This is a genomic window from Gammaproteobacteria bacterium, from assembly GCA_015709695.1.
In the GTDB taxonomy this organism is placed as follows: domain Bacteria; phylum Pseudomonadota; class Gammaproteobacteria; order Steroidobacterales.
In genome coordinates this window covers 2,279,173-2,298,339 of sequence record CP054183.1, presented here as the reverse complement: position 1 = coordinate 2,298,339, position 19,167 = coordinate 2,279,173, and the positions used below count along the sequence as shown (strand labels likewise).

Sequence of the window (19,167 nt, the reverse complement as noted above, 5' to 3'; positions counted from 1 at the left end):
GGCCTCAGCGGGCCGCGTCGGCCAGGAACATCCGGTAGGCCGGATTCGCCGACTCATCCCACCAGGGGTAGCCGAGGTCCGCGAGGTGGCGTTGGAACTCGCCGAGCTCCGCCTCGGGCACCTGCACGCCCGCCAGCACCCGGCCGAAATCCGAGCCGTGGTTGCGATAGTGGAACAGGCTGATGTTCCAGCGCGTGCCGATGGCGCGGAGGAAATCCAGCAGGGCACCCGGCCGCTCCGGGAATTCGAAGCGGCACAGGCGCTCGTCGGCGATCGCGGCCAGGCCACCCACCATGTGGCGCACATGGAGCGCCGCCATTTCGTCGTCGCTCATGTCGAGCACGCCGTAGCCAGCCGCCTCGAGCCGTCCCGCGATCTGCTGGCGCTCGGCCGCCCCGCCGCGCAATGCCAGGCCGACGAAGATGCGTGCCCGGCGGTTGTCGCCATAGCGGTAGTTGAACTCGGTGACGCTGCGGCTGCCGATGGCCTGGCAGAACGCCAGGAAGCTGCCGGGCGTCTCCGGGATTTCCACCGCGAACAGCGCCTCGCGTTCCTCGCCGACGGCGGCGCGCTCCGCGATGTGGTGCAGGCGGTCGAAGTTCAGGTTGGCGCCGCTGTTGATCGCCACCAGCACGCGGTTGGCGGGACCGCCGGCGGCGACGTGGCGCTTGAGGCCCGCCACGGCCAGGGCGCCGGCCGGCTCCATGATGCTGCGGGTGTCCTCGAAGATGTCCTGGATGGCGGCGCAGATCTCGTCGGTGCTGACCAGCACCAGGTCGTCGAGCAGCTCGCGGCAGATGCGGTAGGTCTCATCGCCGACACGGCGTACCGCGACGCCGTCGGCGAAGATGCCGACATGCCCGAGCGTCACCGGCCGGCCGGCGGCGAATGCCTGCTGCATGCTCGGCGATTCCGCCGCCTCGACGCCGATGACCTGCACCTGCGGGTACAGCGCCTTGATATAGAGGGCGACGCCGCTCGCCAGGCCGCCACCGCCCACCGGGACGAACACCGTATCGATGGGCTCGCGGCACTGGCGCAGCATCTCCACGGCGACGGTTCCCTGCCCGGCGATCACCGCGGGATCGTCGAAGGGGTGCACGAAGCTCAGGCCCTCGTGGTCCGCCAGCGCACGGGCATGCTCGTAGGCGTCGTCGTAGGCATTGCCGTGCAGGATGACCTCGGCGCCGAGCGCGCGTACCGCCTCGATCTTGATTTCCGCCGTGAGCGCCGGCATCACCACCACGGCGCGCACGCCGAAGTGCCTTGCCGACATCGCCAGGCCCTGGGCGTGGTTGCCGGCCGAGCTGCAGATGACGCCCCGCGCCCGCTCGGCGGCCGGCAGCCCGGCCAGCTTGTTGTGGGCGCCGCGCAGCTTGAAGGAGAACACCGGCTGGAGGTCCTCGCGCTTGAGCAGCACGCGCTGTCCGAGCCGCGCCGAGAGGCGCGGCGCAGCATCCAGCGGGGTCTCCACCGCGATGTCATAGACCCGGGCACGGAGGATTTCCCGGAGATAGTCGTGGGTGGCGGCCATGGGCGAATGGTAGCGTACCGGCCTATACTCGGGGGCAGGCACAGCAGGCGGCCGCGGTTGTCGCAGCCGCCTGGCAATCGAGGACGGGACGCCATGTACATCAATTTCTGGTATCCGGCCGGCCTGAGCGCCGACATCGGCTCCACGCCGGTCCGCCGCCGCATGCTCGGCCAGGACTTCGTGCTCTGGCGGGATTCCGCCGGCCAGGTGCACTGCCTCGCCAACACCTGCTGCCATCGCGGCGGCGCCCTGGCGGGCGGCAAGATCGTCGAGGACGAGGTGCAGTGCCCGTACCACGGCTGGCGCTTCGCCGGCGATGGCCGCTGCACGCGGATCCCGTCGCTCGGCAGGGAGGCGCGGGTGCCGGCGCGGGTGCGCGTCGATGCCTATCCCGTCGAGGAGCGCTATGGCCTGGTGTTCGCCTTCCTCGGCGACCTGCCCGAGGCGGAGCGCTGCCCGATCATGGACATCCCCGAATACCCCGGCAACGTGATCGCGCCAGGCTGGGCGGCGACGATCCAGCACTTCGAGTGGGACTTCAACTTCCAGCGCTCGATCGAGAACGGCATCGACGGGGCCCACAACGAGTACGTGCACCCGACCCACGGCTTCTCCGGCGACCGCGAGGATATCCGCATCGCCACCGAGGACTACCGCTGGCTCGACACCGAGTGGGTGACCGGCTTCTTCAGCAGCCGGCGCGCGCCACCGCTGGCCGACGCGAAGATGCGCGAGGCCTCGGGCCGCAGCACCGATGCCGTGATCAGCGGCGGCACCGGGCACCATGGCGTGTCGTCGCTGTGGACGCTGATCCATCCGACGCCGCAGATGAGCATCCACCAGTACCTGTTCGAGGCGCCGGTGGACGAGGGCAAGACCAGCCTCTACCTGGTCAACCTGCGCAACTTCCTCATCGACCCGTCCGAGGACGAGCGCATGAAGACGCGCAACGCCGTGGTCGCCGGGCAGGACCGCGACGTGCTCTACGAGGTGCGGCCCGTGCTGACGCCGGAAAGCCGCGCGAAGGAGTTCTTCACACCCTCCGATGCCGCCATCGGCAAGTACCGCGACAAGCTCAAGCGCTGGGAAGCCCGCGGCTGGCGCATCGACATGGACGAGGTGAACCGCAACGCCCGCAAGGTCGCCTACGCCATCCCCAGCCCGGCGCGCCGCGAGCACAAGGGCTGGATCCTCGACGCGGTGCCGCTGTACCCGGCGCGGCCGGAAGCGGCCGCGGCCGCGCCCGCGCAGGCGACCGGGCCTGCCGCCTAGGCAGGCTGCGCCGCCTGCCGCGTCAATTGCCCCAGCACAGGCGCTCGTCGTAAGCCGTCCAGCCGCCGGGATCCAGCTTCAGCACATTGCCCAGGCTGGCGCGCTGGCCTGGCTGCAGGCCGGTCAGCGCGGAATTGAAGCTGGTCCTGGAGAACTTCAGCCCATAGCGCTGGCTGCCATCCGACCAGCACAGGTAGTAGCGGGAGCGGTTCTTCGGGTCACGCACGATCTGTGTCTGGGGAACGCCCACCATCACCGCTTCCAGCAGCCAGTTCGTTGCCTGTGCCTGCACCCGCGGCAGCGCACAGATGCAGATGGACAACAGCATCATCGCGATCGTCATTCGCCTGCTCATCGATCACCCCTCCCTGGGCAACAACGGCGTATCGGCGCCGGCGTGCCATGCCGGCGGCTGACTCGTCGCACCGAAGGGGGAGAAGCGTTCCGCGCAGCGGACCGCCGGGATCGCCCCGGGGGAGGGACGATCGTGGTGATGGACAGTTGCCTGCCCCGCCGGCGGCCCCGCTGTCGTGGAGTCGGACTCCCTTAGACCGGTGGCTTTGCGTCCCCGGCTTTCGCCGGGTTTGCCCTTGTCAGCGGCTCGCAGTCTAGACGCAGTGCGTGCCCGGGAAGGCGGGTATTCACATAAGTGCCGGCATCAGCCGGACCCGGCGCCGCCAGCAGCCGGTCGGCCGGTGCCAGCCGCGGGCGCCGCGGCCTTCTTCGGTGCCAGCAGGTCGTCGAGCCGGTGGGTGAGCTGGTCCACCTTGTACGCCGGCACGGTGTAGACCCAGGCGCCGGCCCGGGCATCGAGCTGCTCGGCCTCGGCCTGCACGCCGGCGAGGTCCTTGCGGGTGGAGCTGGCGATGGCATCGGCAGCCGGCCCGGACTCCGGTGTGGTGCCGGGCGGGGGCGCGTGGCGCGCCGCCAGTGCCGCATCGGCATGCGCCGCGAGGCGCAGCCGCGCGCCGGCCGGCAGCTTCCAGGTGCTGACCTCGACCACGAGGCCGTCGAAGGTCTCGAAACGCGCCACCGTGGGTCGCACATTCCCCGGCGCGAAGCCCGCTGCCGGCTCGACCGCGTCGAGGCTGAGGTCGGCGAGCGCGGCGCCGATGTTGTTGCCGGCGCCGGGGAAGGAGAGTTCCCGGCCGGCCGGGATGCCCGAGACCTGGAAGTCGGCTTCGCCGGCACGGGCCTTGTCGATCTTCAGCGTGGCGCCGTCGGGCTGGGTGATGCTCACCGCGGCGATGCGGCTGGCGGGGATGCTGGTGATGGCCTTGTCGAGCCAGCCGCTGGTCTCGCGCGGCAGGTCGAATGCGCCCCGGACCAGCCAGCTCTGCGCCTCGCCGGCACGGCGCACGTAGGCGCTGTCGCTGCCGGCCACCGCGGTGCTGCCGACGATGACGCTGGCGACCGTCTTGCCGCCAATGCCGATATCCAGGCGCAGGCCGGCGGCGCTGTCCTTGTCGATATCGTCCACGCGCAGGCGTTCGTAGAACGCGGGGTTCGAGGTCTTCTCCTCGGTGATGGTGGCCTCGGCCAGCGACACCAGGTTCTTGCGCAGCCGGCCGAGGTCCGCCGGGTAACCGTCGCGTTCCCTGACGGTCCAGCCGGCCTTGCCCCGCTCCAGCGTGGCGACGACCTTGTTGCCGCCGCTGCGGACCACCACGCTGTCCACCTCGTCCAGCTGGTCCCTGAGCCCCGGGTACAGCAGGGCGCCAGCGGTGCTGCCCGGGCGCTGCGATACCGACACGGCGATGGCCAGCGCCACCAGCACTGCCAGCGCGGCCAGCAGGATGACGAGCGTGCGGCTTTTCATGACGGGTGGCCTCCGCTGCGGCGATGCCGGCGCACCAGCACGACGATGATGCTGGCGATGGAAATGAGCAGCGGCACCAGGCCGATGTTGATGACCTTGAGGATGGTTCCCAGCCGCTCGATATCCTGGTCGAGGTTGCGCTGCACCTGGCGCAGCTCCTTGCGGATGTCGGCGCGCTGGTTGCGGAAGCGCTCGATCTCCTGCTGCTGCTCGGGCGTCATGATCAGGGTATTGCCGTCCTTGCGCCCGGCCTGGATCCCGGCGAGCTTCTGCTCGGTATCGCGCAGCTCCTGCTGCAGTCGTTCCTCGCTGTCGCGGAAGCGGACCTCGGCATCCCGGCGCAGGTCGCGCACGCGGGTGAAGGGCCGGCTGAAGGTGGCGCGGGCGCGGATGCCGATGAGGTCATTGCTGCCGAGCAGGTTGTCCAGGGCGTTGACGACGAAATCGCCGTTGTTGGCGAAGGCATTGGCGACGCGCTGGCCGAAGAAATTCTGCGTCTGCACCCAGAGACGGTCCGTGAGCAGGTCGGTGTCGGCAACCACCACGATGTTGACGGGTTCGGCGGACTCCCTGATCTGCGCCGGGCCACCGGCCGGCATCCCGGGTGGCGGCCCGTCGGGGAAGGCGGTCGGCACCTTGCCGGACAGCCTCGCGGCCAGCGTGTAGCGCTGGCCGGTGGGCTTGAAGTTCTCGAGCAGCACCGTCGGGTCCTGCATGAAGGCCAGCGCCGCGGTGCCCAGCGGTGCCGCGAGGTCGCTCGAGCGCACCAGCGGCGTGACCGTCACCGGCGCCTTGTCGCGGATGCTGATGGCCCCGGCGAAGCCCATGTTGACCAGGCTCAGCCCTGAGGTGACGACGTCATCCTGGTCGAGGCCGTCCTGGCCGATGCCCAGCAGGCCGATGTCGCGCACCGGGCGGCCGTCGGGCCCCATGACCTGCAGGGCAAAGCGGTTGTCACCGACGAAGCTGTCGCTGGCGACGCTGATGCCCCAGGCGTTGAACAGCCGCTCGAGGTTGGAGCTGCGCTGTCCCGCGGCCCCGGTCGGGTCGGCTGGATCGGGCGCGCCCGGATCGGCCTCGGCCCAGGGATCGACGAACACCATGAGGCGCCCGCCGCGCAGCACGAACTGGTCGAGCGCGTAGAGGGCCTGGTCGCCGAGGTTCTTCGGGTGCACCAGCATGACCACCTGCACGTCGTCGGCGATCTTCGTCAGCCCGGGCTCCAGCTGGCGGATGTCGAACACCTGGCGCAGCTGGTTGACGACGGCCCAGGGCTGGCGGATCTGCTGCGTCATCGGGTCGAAACCCGCGCTGATCGGCAGGCTGCTCAGCAGGCCCACCACCGGGTGCTTCGGGTTGGCGAGCGAGTACACCAGCTTGGCGAGGTCGTACTCGAGGAATGCCTCCTTGCGCGGGTCGACGAAGGGGATGACCTGGTCATCGCCGACGCTGTTGGTGCCGGCGATGCCCATGAAGATCGGGTCCGCGCTGTTGTCCAGGCGGATGCCCTGGAGGCCGAACTGCGTGGCACGGTCTTCCTCGTCCGAGAACGGCACCGGGTCCACCTCGGTGACGGTGATCCTGCCGTTCGACCGCTGGGCGAAGTCCTGCAGCATGTCGCGGACGCGCCCCGCATAGGTGCGGAAGAACGGCGTCTTGCCGGTGGCGGTGCCGGAGAAGAAGAAGTACAGGTGGATGGGCTCGGGGATGTTGCCGAGGATGTGGATGGTGCCGGGCGAGAGCGTGTAGAGCTGGTTCTCGGTGAGGTCGACGCGGGCGCCGCGGAGGATGACGTTGGCGAGCGGCACGGCCACCAGGAAGATCACGGCCACGGCCACCAGACCCAGGTGGCCGAAAGCGGTACGCGATTTGCTGCTCATGGATGCTCCTAGTCGGCCTTCTTCAGCTCGATGACCACCACCGTGGCGTAGAGCCAGGCAGCGATCACCATGGCGAAGTAGACGACGTCGCGCAGGTCGATGATGCCCTTGCTGATGGATTCGAAGTGGGTGCGGAAGCTCAGGCTGGCGATGGTGTCCACCAGCGCCTGTGGCGCCCAGCCGGCGAAGAAGTCCAGCACCAGCGGGAAGCCGGCCAGCAGGAACAGGAAGCAGATGACCACGGTGACGATGAAAGCGACCACCTGGTTGCGGTTGGCCGCGGAGATGCAGGAGCCGATGGCGAGGAAGCCTCCGGCCATGAGCAGGCTGCCGACGTAGGCGGCGAGGATCACGCCGTTGTCCGGGTCACCCAGGTAGTTGACCGTGAGCCAGATGGGGAAGGTGAGCGCCAGCGCCACGGCGGTGAAGGCCCAGGCGGCCAGGAACTTGCCGACCACCGCCTGCCCGGTGGAGACCGGCAGCGTCATCAGCAGCTCGATGCTGCCGCTCTTGCGTTCCTCGGCCCACAGCCGCATCGAGATCGCTGGCACCAGGAACAGGTACAGCCAGGGATGGAAGTTGAAGAACGAGCTGAGATCGGCCTGCTCGGCCTCGTAGAAGCCGCCGATGTAGAAGGTGAAGACACCCATCAGCGCCAGGAAGATGACGATGAACACGTAGGCCAGGGGCGTGGCGAAATAGGCGCGCAGTTCCCGCAACGCGATGCTGCTGACACCATTCATCGGGCGGCCTCCTGCTCGGTGATGCTGCGGAAGACTTCATCCAGGCGGCCGGACTCCAGGTGCAGCTGCTCCAGCGGCCAGCCCTCGGCTCCGGCCAGGTCGGCCACCGCGGTGATGATCATGCTGCCGCCCCTGGGGAAGGCGGTGATGCTGCGGCCCGCCTCGTCCGCCTCGATGTGATCCACGTCCGGCAGGGCGCGCAGGCGGGCGCTGGCGGCCTTCAGCGCGCCCGCCGCCTCGAACCGCAGCGTCACCGCATTGTGGTAGCGCGAGCGGCGGACCAGGGCGTCAGGGGTCTCGTCGGCGACGATGCGGCCGGCGGCAATGATGATGGCCCGCGTGCAGACGGCGTTGACCTCCTCGAGGATGTGGGTGGAGATGACGATGATCTTGTCCTTCGCCATGGCGTTGATCAGCTCGCGCACCTCGTGCTTCTGGTTGGGGTCCAGGCCGTCGGTGGGTTCGTCGAGGATCAGTACCGGTGGATCGTGGATGATGGCCTGTGCCAGGCCGACGCGCCGGCGGAAGCCCTTGGAGAGCGTCTCGATGCGCTGGTCCATGACGCCGGCAAGGTGCAGCCGGCCGACGACGTCGTCGAGACGGCTCCTGCGCCGCTCGCCTTCGAGTTCGCGCACCCGGGCGATGAATCCGAGGAACTGCCGCGGCGTCATCTCGCCATAGGAGGGAGCGCCCTCGGGGAGGTAGCCGAGGCGGCGCTTGGCCTCCAGCGGCTGGTCCTCGACGGAGAAGCCGCAGATCTCCGCCCTGCCGCTGGTGGGCGCGACGAAGCCGGCGAGCATGCGCATGGTGGTGGTCTTGCCGGCCCCGTTGGGGCCGAGGAAGCCAAGCACCTCGCCAGGCTGCACGGTGAAGCTGATGTTGTCGACGGCAGTGAGCGGGCCGTACTGCCTGGTCAGCGACTCGGCTCTGATCATGCTGGATCCTCTGCTGGCTTGCGTGCCCGGTGGCCAAGCGCCCGGGGGCGCGCCGGTATTGTGCATGGGGCAGGGGGGCAATCAAGCATTGTTGCGCCGGCCGGAATGCACCGGCTCCGGGCGGATTTCCCGGGCGAATTTCCGTTGACCACGGCCGGCGCGGAAAAGTTCGCCGTCGCCTGGCGGTGGCCGCGCGGGGCCTGTCAGTCCGGTCGCACCGGACGGATGAGCAGCACGTTGGCGACGGCGATGAGCGCCACCAGTGTGACCACGGCGAACGGCGCCAGGTAGGACCCGGTCGAGGTGGCGAGCTGCCCCGCCACGGCCGAGCCCGCGCCGCCGCCGAGGGCATCGATGAAGGTCACCACGCCGAGGATCTTGCCGAGGTCGCGCTGCCCGAAGCTCTCCACCACCGTCAGCTGGATCATGGTGAAGCTGCCACCGAAGCCGAGGCCGAACACCACGGCAAACAGCCGCAGGCGGCCGGGATCGGTCACCAGGCCGGGGCCGTCGCCGCCGGGCTCGAACAGCAGCAGGCAGCCGGCCAGCAGCGTCAGGCTTGCCGCCAGCATGATCCGCCGCTTGGTGAACCAGTCGCTCACCGCCCCGTAGAGGAGCTTGCCGGCGAAGCTCATGGCGAACATCAGCGAGAACAGGCTGGTCGCCGCTGCCGGCGTGAACCGTGCCTCGTGCTCGAGGAAGATGGTGGCCTGGCTGATGACGGCCTGGATCGAGAACCACAGGCAGGCGGAGCCGAGCGCGAGGCACCAGAGGGTGCGCGAGCGCAGCGCGCGGCGCAGCGCCACGCCGTCGGTGGCCCTTGCCCCGCTGCCGGGCGCGCTGGCTGCGCCATCCGCGTGCTGGCCCACCGCGGCGGGGCTTTCCCGCAGCACCAGCAAGCCGGGCAGCAACGCCAGCAGCAGGAATGCCGCCGCCAGCATGCCATAGCCCCAGCGCCAGCCGAGCGCGGGATCCGTGACCAGCGGCGAGATGGCCAGGGGCAGGGTTGCCCCCGCCAGGCTCGAGCCCGATGTCAGCACGCCCACCACCAGCCCGCGGCGGGCCACGAACCAGCGGGACAGCAGCACCACGTTCACCAGCAGGCCGCAGAGGGCGAGCCCCGCGCCGAATGCGGCGTGCAGGACGTAGAGCTGCCCGAGGCTGCGGGCGAAGGGGTAGGCCGAGACGGCGAGGGCCAGCACCAGCAGGCCGGCGCGCAGCACGCGCAGGACCCCGAAGCGGTCCACCAGCCCGCCGGCGAACGGTGCCAGGCAGGCTGCCACCGTGAAGGTGATCAGCGAGCTCCGGCTGATGCCGGCCGCGGTGGTGCCGAAGGACTCCATCAGCCGCGGCGCCAGGCCCTGCGGCACCATCACCGTGAGGCCGTTGCTGAAGAAATAGATGGCCAGCGCGGTGGCGGCGATCCACCAGCCGTAGAAGAACGGCCGGCGTTCGCTCAGGGCGTGTCCCCGTCCGCGTTGATGGCGCTGATGCGCGCGAAGCCGAGCTTCGACAGCGCGGGCTCGATCTTCGCCCGGTCGCCGACCACCACGAAGACCTCGCGGTCCGGCCGCAGGTATTCGCGCGCGGCGCGATCGACGTCGGCGAGGCTCACCGCGCGGACCTTGGCGGCATAGGTCTGCCAGTAGTCATCCGGCAGGCCGAAGCGCACGCTTTCCGCCAGCGCACCGGCTACCGCGCTGGCGGTTTCCCAGCGGCCGGGCAGCTGCAGCACCTCGGTGTTCTTCACGCGATCGAGTTCCGCGGCGGTGGGCGGGCGGCTGCCGGCGATGGCCTGGAGCTCGCCGCGCAGCTCGCGCAGGGCTTCGGCGGTCTTGTCGGTCTGCACCGGCGCATAGGCGAAGAACGGCCGCTGGCCCCGTGCATCGCGCAGCACGCTGTAGGCACCGTAGGACCAGTGCTTGTCCTCGCGCAGGTTCATGTTGATGCGCGCCGAGGACTGGCCGCCGAGGATGTTGTTCATGGCCTGGATGGCGAACTCGTCCGGGTTGTCCTTCGGCGGCATGAGCTGGCCGACGAAGATCACCGACTGGTCGGCACCCGGACGGTCGAGGATATGGAGCACGTTGTCCGCCGTGCCGCGGGCAGGGCCGACCTGCCGCACCGGCACGCTGCCCGCCTGCCAGTGCCCGAAGAGCCGTTCGAGCAGGGGCTGCAGCTGCGCCATGGTGGTGTCGCCGGCTACCACCAGCGTGGCGTGGTTCGGCCGGAACCAGGCGTCGCGGAACGCCACCAGCTCGTCGCGGGTCATGGCCTCGATGGCCGCTTCGGTGCCGGTGCCGGTCAGCGGCTGCGCGTAGGGGTGTCCGGCGCCGTAGAGCAGCTTGGGCAGCACGCGCAGCGCCATGGCGTTGGGGCGGTTCTTTTCCTGTCGCAGCCCGGCCAGCGCCAGTCCGCGCAGGCGCTCGAGTTCGGACTGCGGGAAGCTGGCATTCAGGATGACGTCGGCGAAGATGTCGAAGGAGGGCGCGAGCTTGTCGCTCAGCGCCGAGAGGCTGACCGCCGCGTTGTCGAGGCTGACCGAGGTGCCGAGGCTGGCGCCGAGCAGCGCCAGCTCCCCGCTGATCTGCATGGTGCTGCGCGAGCGCGTGCCCTCGTCCAGCATCGCCATGGCGAGGCTGGCGGTGCCGGGGTGGCCCGGCGGATCGGTGGCGAAGCCGCCGTCGAGCACCAGCTGGGCCTGGACGAAGCCGATGCCGGGCCGTGGCACCAGTTCGATCTTCAGGCCGTTGGCGAGGCTCGCCCGCTCCACCGCGGGGAAGCCGACCGCCGGTGCCGGACCGGGTGCCGGCATCCGGCTGCGATCTGCACCGCCGGCGTCCGCCACCGGCTTCCCGTAGGGCAGCACGCGCAGCGTGACCGAACCGCCGCCAAGCCACTCCCGCGCCACGCGCCGCAGGTCCTCGGGGCTTGCGGTATCCAGTACCGCCAGGTCCTGCTTCCAGGCGTCCGGGCTGCCGCCGAGCGTCATGCTTTCGGCGAGGATGCCGGCCTTGCCGTTGAAGCCGCCGACCTGCTCGATGCCGTGGAGGAAACCGGCGCGATACTGCGAGGCGACGCGTTCGAGTTCCTTGCGGGTCGGGCCCTTGCCCATGAAGGCGTCGAGTTCCTCCTGGATCGCGGCCTCGATGGTGGCGGGCTCGACGCCGGGCTGGGCGGTGACCTCGAGGTCGGTGATGCCGGCCATCTCCAGCGGCAGCACCTCCAGCGCCACGTCGCTGGCGATGCGGTCCCGGTAGACGAGGCGCTGGTAGAGGCGAGAGTTCTTGTCGCCCGCCAGCACCGCCGCCGCCAGCGTCAGGTGGCGCGAATCGGCCGTGCCCCAGTTCGGGCCGGTCCAGGCGCGGTAGATGCGGGCCTGCGGCACGCGATCCTGCATGGTGATCAGGCGGTTCCCCGCCAGTCGCGGGATCCACACGCCGGGACGCGTGATGGGTGGCACGGGCGCCAGGTCGCCGAAGTAGAGCTTCGCCTTGGCGAAGGCCTCCTCGGCGGTGATGTCGCCGGCGATGGCCAGCACCGCGTTGTTGGGCCCGTAGTAGGCCTTGAACCAGTCGCGGACGTTGTCCAGCGTCGCGGCGTCGAGGTCCTCCATGGAGCCGATGGTCTCCCAGGAGTACGGGTGCTGCGGCGGGAACAGCGCCGGCTGCAGGTAGTCCCAGACGCGCCCGTAGGGCTGGTTGTCACCCTGCCGCTTCTCGTTCTGCACCACGCCACGCTGCTCGTCGAGCTTGGCCTGGGTGATGGCGCCGAGGAAGTGTCCCATGCGGTCGGATTCGAGCCAGAGGATGGAGTCGAGGGCGTTCTTCGGCACGGTCTGGAAGTAATTGGTGCGGTCGAACCAGGTGGTGCCGTTGAAGTCGGTGGCGCCGAGGTCCTCGAGGGCGGTGAGGAACTCGCCGTCGTGGTGCTCGGAGCCCTGGAACATCAGGTGCTCGAACAGATGGGCGAAGCCGGTGCGGCCGCGCACCTCGTTCTTCGAGCCCACGTGATACCAGATGTTCACGGCCACCACCGGTGCCTTGTGGTCCTCGTTGACGATGACCGTGAGGCCGTTGTCGAGCACCTGCATGCGGTAGGGAATGTCGATGCCGGCGGCAGCGGGGGCGGCATTGCCCAGGGCGGCGAGGAGACAGACGAAGGCGATGCGGGCGGTGGGTTTCATGTGCACACTCGGCCTGGGCGGGGAAAGAGGCGGCGATTCTAGCAGGCGCGCCGCCGGCGCCCGCGGCCGCCGCGCGGGGGATGCGGCTATACTGCCGGCGATGTCTTCCATTGCTGCAGATGCCCGCACCGTGCGCCGTGGCCTTTATCCGGAACTCGAGCCCTGCCGGAGCGGCTACCTGCGCGTCTCGCCGCTGCATGACCTCTACTACGAGGAGTGCGGCAACCCGCATGGCAAGCCCGCGATCTTCGTCCACGGCGGCCCCGGTGCCGGCGGCGATCGCAATGCGCGGCGCTTCTTCGACCCCGCCCGCTATCGCATCGTCCTGCTCGACCAGCGCGGCTGCGGCCGCAGCCGCCCGCACGCGGAGCTGCGCGACAACACCACGGCGGCGCTGGTGGCGGACATGGAGCGCCTGCGCGAGGCGCTCGGCATCGACCGCTGGCTGGTGTTCGGCGGCTCCTGGGGCAGCACGCTGTCGCTGGCCTACGCCGAGGCGCACCCGCTGCGTGTGACGCAGCTGGTGCTGCGCGGCATCTTCATGCTGCGTCCCGCGGAACTTGCCTGGTTCTACCAGCACGGCGCGAGCGAGCTGTTTCCCGACCGCTGGCAGCAATACCTGGCGCCCATCCCGCCCGAGGAGCGTGGCGACCTGCTTGCCGCCTATCACCGGCGCCTCACCGGCGATGACCCGGCGGTGGCGCAGGCGGCGGCGCGGGCCTGGTCGGTCTGGGAGGGCGCCACCAGCCACCTGTTGGAGTCGCCGGCGACGGTGGAGCGCTTCGGCGCCGACGACTTTTCGCTGGCATTGGCGCGCATCGAGGCCCACTATTTCGCCCATGGCGGTTTCCTCGACGCTCCCGACCAGCTGTTGCGGGACGTCGGACGCATCCGCCACATCCCGGGCGTCATCGTCCAGGGGCGCTACGACGTGGTGTGCCCCATGACCACCGCCTGGGACCTGCACGAGGCCTGGCCGGAGGCCGACTTCCGCCTCGTCCCGGATGCCGGCCACTCGGCCTTCGAGCCCGGCATCACCCACGAACTCATCTCAGCGACGGACCGCTTCGCCACATCATGACCGGCAAGACCCTGCTCATCGTCAACGCCAGCATCGTCAACGAGGGACAGATCACCCAGGGCGACGTGCTCGTCCGCGACGGCCACATCGAACGGGTGGGCTTCGGCTTCACCGGACAGCAGGTCGACAGGGTCATCGATGCCCGCGGCCGCCACCTGCTGCCCGGCATGATCGACGACCAGGTGCACTTCCGCGAGCCCGGCCTGACGCACAAGGGCGACATCGCCACCGAATCGTCCTCGGCGGTGGCCGGCGGCATCACCAGCTTCATGGACATGCCGAACACCATCCCCAATGCCACCAGCCGGCCGGCGCTGGCGGACAAGTACCTGGCGGCGGCCGGCCGCGCCCGCGCCAATTTCGCCTTCTACCTCGGCGGCGCCAACGACAACATCGACGAGATCCGCGCGGTGCGGCCGGAGCAGACCTGCGGCGTGAAGGTGTTCATGGGCGCATCCACCGGCAACATGCTGGTCGACGACCCGGCGACGCTGGAACGCATCTTCGCCGAGTGCCCGGTGCTGATCGCCACCCATTGCGAGGACAACGCGGTGATCCGCGCCAACGAGCAGCGCCTGCGCGGGCAGTACGGCGACGACGTGCCGGTGAGCGCGCACCCGCTGATCCGCTCCGCCGAGGCCTGTTACCAGTCCTCGTCGCTGGCCGTCAGCCTGGCGCGCAAGCACGATGCGCGCCTCCACGTCCTGCACCTGACCACGGCCAGGGAGATGGAGCTGTTCACGCCGGGTCCGGTGCAGGGCAAGCGCATCACCGCCGAGGTCTGCGTCCACCACCTGTACCTGGACGACAGCCGCTACGAGGACCTGGGCAACCTCATCAAGTGCAACCCGGCGGTGAAGACCGCCGCAGATCGCGCGGCGCTGCTGGCCGCGCTCCAGGAAGACCGCATCGACGTGGTGGCGACCGACCACGCGCCGCATCCGCTGCGCGAGAAGGAGCAGCCCTACCTGCGGGCGCCGGCGGGCCTGCCGCTGGCCCAGCACGCCCTGCCGCTGATGCTGGAGCACTTCCACGATGGCACGCTCGGCCTGGAGACCATCGCCCGCAAGACCAGCCATGCGGTCGCCGACCTGTTCGGCATCCGCGACCGCGGCTATGTCCGCGAGGGCTACTGGGCCGACCTGGTGCTGGTCGACCTGCAGCACGGGGAGGAGGTCCGCGGCGACGACCTGCTCTACAAGGTGGCCTGGTCGCCGTTCGAGGGCATGCGGTTCCGCTCCCGGGTGGCGATGACGCTCGTCAACGGTGTGGTGGTCTGGGAGGATGGCGCGCTGACCGGCGAGATCCCCGGGCGGCGGCTGGAGTGCCACGCCGCCCGCTGAGGCCTGCGCCGCCCTGCCCGGCCCCCCCGCGGAAAATACCTATCCGGCCCCCGCTGGAAACCTCCTGTTGTCATGTCAATATGCCAACCGGCCATTCCCGGTGGGCCGCCTGCGCGCGGCAGCGGCCGGGGATGCAGCCGGAATCACAGGGGATTCTTCGCCAGACCGAGGGGGTTCGCCTTGAACGCAGACAACAGCCGTGCCAGCAGCCACGCCGCGCGTGCCAGCATCCTGGCCCTTGCCATCGCATCGGCCTTGCCGCTCTCCGCGCAGGCAATCGAAGAGGTCATCGTCACTGCCAAGCAGCGCGAGCAGGACCTGCAGGAAGTGCCGCTGTCGATCTCGACCATGAGCGAGTCCCAGCTCGAGCACGCACGGGTCACCGAGCTGCGGGCGCTGGCGGAGATCACGCCCAACCTGGTGTTCACCTCCGGGCAGGGCCGGGAGTCCCCGAGCACGCTGGCCATCCGCGGCGTGGCGCCCAATACCGGCGACATCCGCCTGCAGGGCGTCAGCGTGTTCCTCGACGGCGTCTATGTCGGTGGCGCGGTGCAGAGCCTGGACCTGACCCAGCTGCAGCGCGTGGAAGTCCTGCGTGGTCCGCAGGCGACGACCTTCGGCCGCCAGACCTATGCCGGCGCGCTGAACTACGTGACCCGGTCGCCGCGCACGGAGTCCTTCACCGGCGTCGTGAAGATGAGCTACTCGGGCAACGATGGTGCCGACGAGGACAACTGGCAGCTCACCGGCAGCGTGCAGATGCCATTGCTGACCGACCGCCTGTGGCTGGAGATCGGCGGCACCAGCAAGGTGATGGGCGCGATGTCCGAAAGCGGCTCGATCGTCGGCCGCAACACCGCGAGCCAGTACTACCGCGAGGTCGACATCGGTCGCGAGGAAACCCGGTCGCTGACCGCGGCCCTGCTGTTCGAGCCCACCGAGAACCTGTCGATCAGGCTGCGGGGAATCATCAGCGAGGACCGCGACGGCCCGCCGCTGACCGTGGCGCTGCACCCGCAGGAGTGGGCCGCGGCCGGCCTCAACGTCGTGCAGCGCGGCGCCGGCATCGTCACGCCGACGGATGCCGGCCTGCTCTGGCCGGCGGATGACCTGGTGGCGCCATCGGCCCGGGCCGGCAGCTGCGATGCCACCAGCGGCCGCCCCATCAAATGCGGCGTCGACCGTGACCGGAACTTCTTCTCCTCCAACATCACCTACAGGCTCAACGACTACCAGCTGACCTACCTCGCCGGCTGGGCGGATGACCAGCGCTGGAGCAATTCAGACCTGTATTTCCGCGGTGCGAGCCCCGACCCGTTCTTCGGCAGCGCGCCCTACAACCGCCCGGTGCCGCCGTCCGGGTCGCCGCTGGCGAAGAACGCGAGCTTCTTCTCGGCGCAGGAGCAGTACTACACCAACCAGAGCCACGAGTTCCGCGTCCTCTCGCCCGTCGGCGACGTGCTGACCTGGCGCGCCGGCCTGTACTACTTCTCCGAGAAGGAGCGCTTCTACCTGCAGACCATCAAGAGCCCGGCCAACCCCAAGGGCAGCTTCCGCGGCCCGCAGGAAGTGGAGAACTACGCGGTGTTCGGCGGCCTGACCTACCAGTTCGCCGAGCAGTGGTCGGTCGAGCTCGAGGGCCGGCTGCAGCGGGAGAAGAACCGCCTCGAGGAATGCCCGCCGGGCCGCTGCCAGGCCTCCAACGCCCGCAGCTGGACCACCACGGAGGAGGATGACGATTTCCTGCCGCGGGTGACGCTCATGTACCGGCCGGATGCCGGCATGATGTACTACGCGCTGTTCTCGCAGGGCACGAAGGCAGGGCGTTTCAACACCAGCATCGCCACCAACTTCCTCTACGTCGAGCCGGAGGAGCTGAGCAACTACGAGATCGGCGCCAAGACCGAGTGGCTGGACGGCCGCCTGAAGCTCAACGGCGCCGCCTACATGCTCGACATCAAGGACCAGCAGTTCTCGGTGGTGTTCCTCGACACTTCGGTGGATCCGGCGGTGCCGCGCACTGCCTACCAGAACATCGGCAAGTCCGAGGCCTGGGGCTTCGAGTTCGACGCTGCCTTCCAGATCGACGATCGCTGGAGCGCCGCAGCCGGCATCGGCTATGCGACGCACGAGTACAAGAACAACTTCTATCCGGACGACACCAACCTGCGGCGCCTGTTCAACGGCGAGGGTTTCGAGGGCAAGACCTCGGTGAACCTGCCGGAATGGACCGCTTTCCTGTCGACCCAGTACGTGCTGCCGCTGGGCGAGGGCAGGGACCTGATCCTCGACGGCAACCTCACCTATACCGGTGATTCCTATGCCGACCAGGCCAACCTCGCCAAGGTCCCGGACATCACCCGCGTCAACCTGCGCAGCACCTATGCGACCGGCCACTGGGAGTTCGCGGCCTTCGTGCGCGACCTGTTCGACAACAACAGTCCGGTCGCGGGCCTGACCAACGCCACCAACACCTGCACCTACCTGCCGGTGCCCAATGCCTATCCCAGCCAGCGCTGCGTCGGCGTGGTGCTGGACCGCGGCCGCGAGGTGGGCGCGCAGGTGAACTACCGCTTCTAGCGGCCGGCGAGCGCCACCGCGTCGATCTCGATCTTCAGCTCGGGCAGCGCGAGCTGCCCGACCTGGACGATGGTGTCGGCCGGGTAGGGCCGGGAGAAATGCTTCTCCCGCAGCCTGACGATAGTCGGGAAGTTCGTCATGTCGGTCACGTAGATCGTGACCTTGACCACGCGGGCAAGGCTCGACCCGGCGGCATCGAGGACGGTCGCGAGCATGGCAAATGCCTGCTCGGCCTGCGCCTCGAAGTCATCGCCGCCGACCAGCCTGCCCTGCAGGTCGAGCGCCGCCTGGCCGGAAACGAAGACGAAGCCGCCCGCTTCGATGGCCTGCGATATGCGGAAGGGGGCGTAGGGGTCGGGTTGCGTGGCGACCTGGCGCAGGGGATAGGCGGGCATGCAGCTCTCCGGGCTGGTGGGCAGCCGATTATGCCACCCGGCCCGGCCGGAGCCTCTGCCTACAGGCCAATGCCCTCGTAGCGGGCGACCGCGTGCTTTGGCAGCATGCGCCTGCCGTCCACCACCACGGGTTGCGAGGGCAGCTTCTGCAGCAGCGCCGGCAGCCCGAGGAACTCGTCCCAGCGCGTCACCAGGATGATGGCGTCGACGTCCCGCACGACCGCCGCCAGCGAGGCGGCGTACTCGATCGGCAGGCCGGCGAGGATCCGGCGCGCTTCGTCCATGGCCGCGGGATCGTAGGCCTTCACGCGGGCGCCTTCGGCCACCAGGCCCCGGGCGACGGGGATGGCGGGCGACTCGCGCATGTCGTTCGTGTCGGGGCGGAAGGCGAGCCCGAGCAGCGCGACGCGCAGACCCTCGAGCTGCGGATGGTGCTTCTTCAGCAGCTCGATCAGTTGCGCGGGTCGGCCCTGATTGACGCGCAGCACGGCCTCCAGCAGCGGCATCGGCGTGCCGGCCTGCGAGCCGTGCACCGCCAGGGCGCTGACATCCTTGGGCAGGCAGCTGCCGCCGAAGCCGCAACCGGCGTCGAGGAAGGAGACGATGCCGGGGCGGTAGTGGCCGCCATCCTTGCCCTCGGCGGTGAGGTAGCGGCTGGCATGCACGCCGGCCATGACATCGACAACATCGATGCCGCCGATGCGCGTGCAGAGGTTGGCGATCTCGTTGGAGAAGGAGATGGCGGTGGCCAGCAGCGAGTTGGCGGTGTACTTGATCATCTCCGCCGTGGCGTTGTTGGTGCGGATCACCGGCACGTTGCTGAAGCCGGCGTAGAGTTCCGCCTGGGCATCGAGCGTGCGCGCATCGATGCCGCCGATGACGATGCGGTCCGGGTTCATGAAGTCCCCGACCGCCTCGCCTTCGGTGAGGAACTCGGGGTTCATGCCGACGCCGAAGTCGCGGCCGGCCTGCCGGCCCGATGCTTCCTCGAGGATGGGCCGCACGACGCCGTCGGTGGTGCCGGGCACCACGGTGCTCTTGACCACCACCACGTGGTAACCCGGCTTGCGGCGCAGCGCGGCGCCGATCTGCCGGGCAACCTCGCGGATGAAGCCGAGGTCGATCTCCCGGCCGTTGAACGGCGTGCCGACCGCGATCAGCGACAGGTCTGTGGCGACCACCGCGCCGGCGAGGTCGGTGCTGGCGGTGAGGCGGGTGCCGAGCTGGGCGCGCAGCAGCTCGTCCAGGCCGTTCTCGTAGATGGGCGAGCGGCCCTGGTTGATCATGTCGACCTTGGCCTGGTCGACGTCGACGCAGGTCACCTCGTGGCCCTTCGCGGCGAGGCAGGCGCCGGACACCAGTCCCACGTAGCCGGTGCCGATCACGGAGATCTTCATGG

General features: G+C 69.6%; 14 protein-coding genes and 1 riboswitch. Of the genes, 4 read left to right on the top strand and 10 right to left on the bottom strand.

Going from position 1 to position 19,167, the window contains the following annotated elements; translation table 11 throughout:
* Nucleotides 1-4 precede the first annotated feature (4 nt).
* Nucleotides 5-1,534 carry a threonine ammonia-lyase, biosynthetic gene (gene ilvA, locus HRU81_10685; GenBank protein ID QOJ32538.1) on the bottom strand — a complete coding sequence of 510 codons (1,530 nt, stop codon included), beginning with the start codon at nucleotides 1,532-1,534 and terminating at the stop codon, nucleotides 5-7.
* Between the two features lie 93 nt (nucleotides 1,535-1,627).
* Here ilvA and HRU81_10680 point away from each other — a divergent pair, with 93 nt between their 5' ends.
* Nucleotides 1,628-2,806, top strand: a complete 1,179-nt coding sequence (locus tag HRU81_10680) for an aromatic ring-hydroxylating dioxygenase subunit alpha (GenBank protein ID QOJ32537.1) — start codon at nucleotides 1,628-1,630, stop codon at nucleotides 2,804-2,806.
* A gap of 22 nt (nucleotides 2,807-2,828) precedes the next feature.
* On the opposite strand, the gene HRU81_10675 is transcribed toward HRU81_10680, so the two are convergent.
* The 7 genes from HRU81_10675 to HRU81_10645 form a co-directional block, all read right to left on the bottom strand.
* Complete coding sequence (locus HRU81_10675; protein QOJ32536.1) at nucleotides 2,829-3,161, bottom strand: hypothetical protein; 333 nt, start codon at nucleotides 3,159-3,161, stop codon at nucleotides 2,829-2,831.
* A 157-nt stretch (nucleotides 3,162-3,318) separates the two neighbouring features.
* Nucleotides 3,319-3,405, bottom strand: a riboswitch (cyclic di-GMP riboswitch).
* A 59-nt stretch (nucleotides 3,406-3,464) separates the two neighbouring features.
* Nucleotides 3,465-4,625, bottom strand: a complete 1,161-nt coding sequence (locus HRU81_10670) for a DUF4340 domain-containing protein (GenBank protein ID QOJ32535.1) — start codon at nucleotides 4,623-4,625, stop codon at nucleotides 3,465-3,467.
* The gene (locus HRU81_10665; protein QOJ32534.1) at nucleotides 4,622-6,505 is read right to left on the bottom strand and encodes a Gldg family protein; all 1,884 of its coding nucleotides are present in this window, start codon (nucleotides 6,503-6,505) and stop codon (nucleotides 4,622-4,624) included. The genes HRU81_10670 and HRU81_10665 overlap by 4 nt, the downstream gene beginning before the upstream one ends.
* Before the next feature lie 8 nt (nucleotides 6,506-6,513).
* Nucleotides 6,514-7,248, bottom strand: a complete 735-nt coding sequence (locus HRU81_10660) for an ABC transporter permease subunit (protein ID QOJ32533.1) — start codon at nucleotides 7,246-7,248, stop codon at nucleotides 6,514-6,516.
* Entirely contained in the window at nucleotides 7,245-8,183 is a 939-nt protein-coding gene (locus HRU81_10655; protein ID QOJ32532.1) for an ABC transporter ATP-binding protein, read from the bottom strand. Before HRU81_10655 ends, HRU81_10660 begins: the two co-directional genes overlap by 4 nt.
* Before the next feature lie 203 nt (nucleotides 8,184-8,386).
* Nucleotides 8,387-9,559: an MFS transporter gene (locus HRU81_10650; protein QOJ32531.1), complete on the bottom strand. Its 1,173-nt coding sequence runs from the start codon at nucleotides 9,557-9,559 to the stop codon at nucleotides 8,387-8,389.
* Between the two features lie 80 nt (nucleotides 9,560-9,639).
* Nucleotides 9,640-12,369, bottom strand: a complete 2,730-nt coding sequence (locus HRU81_10645) for an insulinase family protein (GenBank protein ID QOJ32530.1) — start codon at nucleotides 12,367-12,369, stop codon at nucleotides 9,640-9,642.
* Between the two features lie 100 nt (nucleotides 12,370-12,469).
* On the opposite strand from HRU81_10645, the gene pip reads away from it, so the two are divergent.
* From pip to HRU81_10630, 3 genes are all read left to right on the top strand, one after another.
* Nucleotides 12,470-13,450 carry a prolyl aminopeptidase gene (gene pip, locus HRU81_10640; protein ID QOJ32529.1) on the top strand — a complete coding sequence of 327 codons (981 nt, stop codon included), beginning with the start codon at nucleotides 12,470-12,472 and terminating at the stop codon, nucleotides 13,448-13,450.
* Entirely contained in the window at nucleotides 13,447-14,793 is a 1,347-nt protein-coding gene (locus tag HRU81_10635) for a dihydroorotase (GenBank protein ID QOJ32528.1), read from the top strand. Before pip ends, HRU81_10635 begins: the two co-directional genes overlap by 4 nt.
* 180 nt (nucleotides 14,794-14,973) lie before the next feature.
* Nucleotides 14,974-17,373 carry a TonB-dependent receptor gene (locus HRU81_10630; protein ID QOJ32527.1) on the top strand — a complete coding sequence of 800 codons (2,400 nt, stop codon included), beginning with the start codon at nucleotides 14,974-14,976 and terminating at the stop codon, nucleotides 17,371-17,373.
* Here HRU81_10630 and HRU81_10625 read toward each other — a convergent pair.
* The gene (locus tag HRU81_10625) at nucleotides 17,370-17,768 is read right to left on the bottom strand and encodes a RidA family protein (GenBank protein ID QOJ32526.1); all 399 of its coding nucleotides are present in this window, start codon (nucleotides 17,766-17,768) and stop codon (nucleotides 17,370-17,372) included. The two genes, HRU81_10630 and HRU81_10625, sit on opposite strands and share 4 nt — an antisense overlap.
* Before the next feature lie 59 nt (nucleotides 17,769-17,827).
* Nucleotides 17,828-19,165 (bottom strand): UDP-glucose/GDP-mannose dehydrogenase family protein, encoded by a 1,338-nt coding sequence (locus HRU81_10620; protein ID QOJ32525.1) that lies wholly within the window; start codon nucleotides 19,163-19,165, stop codon nucleotides 17,828-17,830.
* Nucleotides 19,166-19,167: the final 2 nt, after the last annotated feature.

Coding starts and splice junctions, on each gene's coding strand:
- HRU81_10660 (QOJ32533.1), bottom strand. CDS start 7,248: ATGAATGGTGTCAGCAGCATCGCGTTGCGGGAACTGCGCGCCTATTTC.
- HRU81_10635 (QOJ32528.1), top strand. CDS start 13,447: ATGACCGGCAAGACCCTGCTCATCGTCAACGCCAGCATCGTCAACGAG.
- HRU81_10665 (QOJ32534.1), bottom strand. CDS start 6,505: ATGAGCAGCAAATCGCGTACCGCTTTCGGCCACCTGGGTCTGGTGGCC.
- HRU81_10675 (QOJ32536.1), bottom strand. CDS start 3,161: ATGAGCAGGCGAATGACGATCGCGATGATGCTGTTGTCCATCTGCATC.
- HRU81_10625 (QOJ32526.1), bottom strand. CDS start 17,768: ATGCCCGCCTATCCCCTGCGCCAGGTCGCCACGCAACCCGACCCCTAC.
- HRU81_10655 (QOJ32532.1), bottom strand. CDS start 8,183: ATGATCAGAGCCGAGTCGCTGACCAGGCAGTACGGCCCGCTCACTGCC.
- HRU81_10620 (QOJ32525.1), bottom strand. CDS start 19,165: ATGAAGATCTCCGTGATCGGCACCGGCTACGTGGGACTGGTGTCCGGC.
- pip (QOJ32529.1), top strand. CDS start 12,470: ATGTCTTCCATTGCTGCAGATGCCCGCACCGTGCGCCGTGGCCTTTAT.
- ilvA (QOJ32538.1), bottom strand. CDS start 1,534: ATGGCCGCCACCCACGACTATCTCCGGGAAATCCTCCGTGCCCGGGTC.
- HRU81_10670 (QOJ32535.1), bottom strand. CDS start 4,625: ATGAAAAGCCGCACGCTCGTCATCCTGCTGGCCGCGCTGGCAGTGCTG.
- HRU81_10645 (QOJ32530.1), bottom strand. CDS start 12,369: ATGAAACCCACCGCCCGCATCGCCTTCGTCTGTCTCCTCGCCGCCCTG.
- HRU81_10680 (QOJ32537.1), top strand. CDS start 1,628: ATGTACATCAATTTCTGGTATCCGGCCGGCCTGAGCGCCGACATCGGC.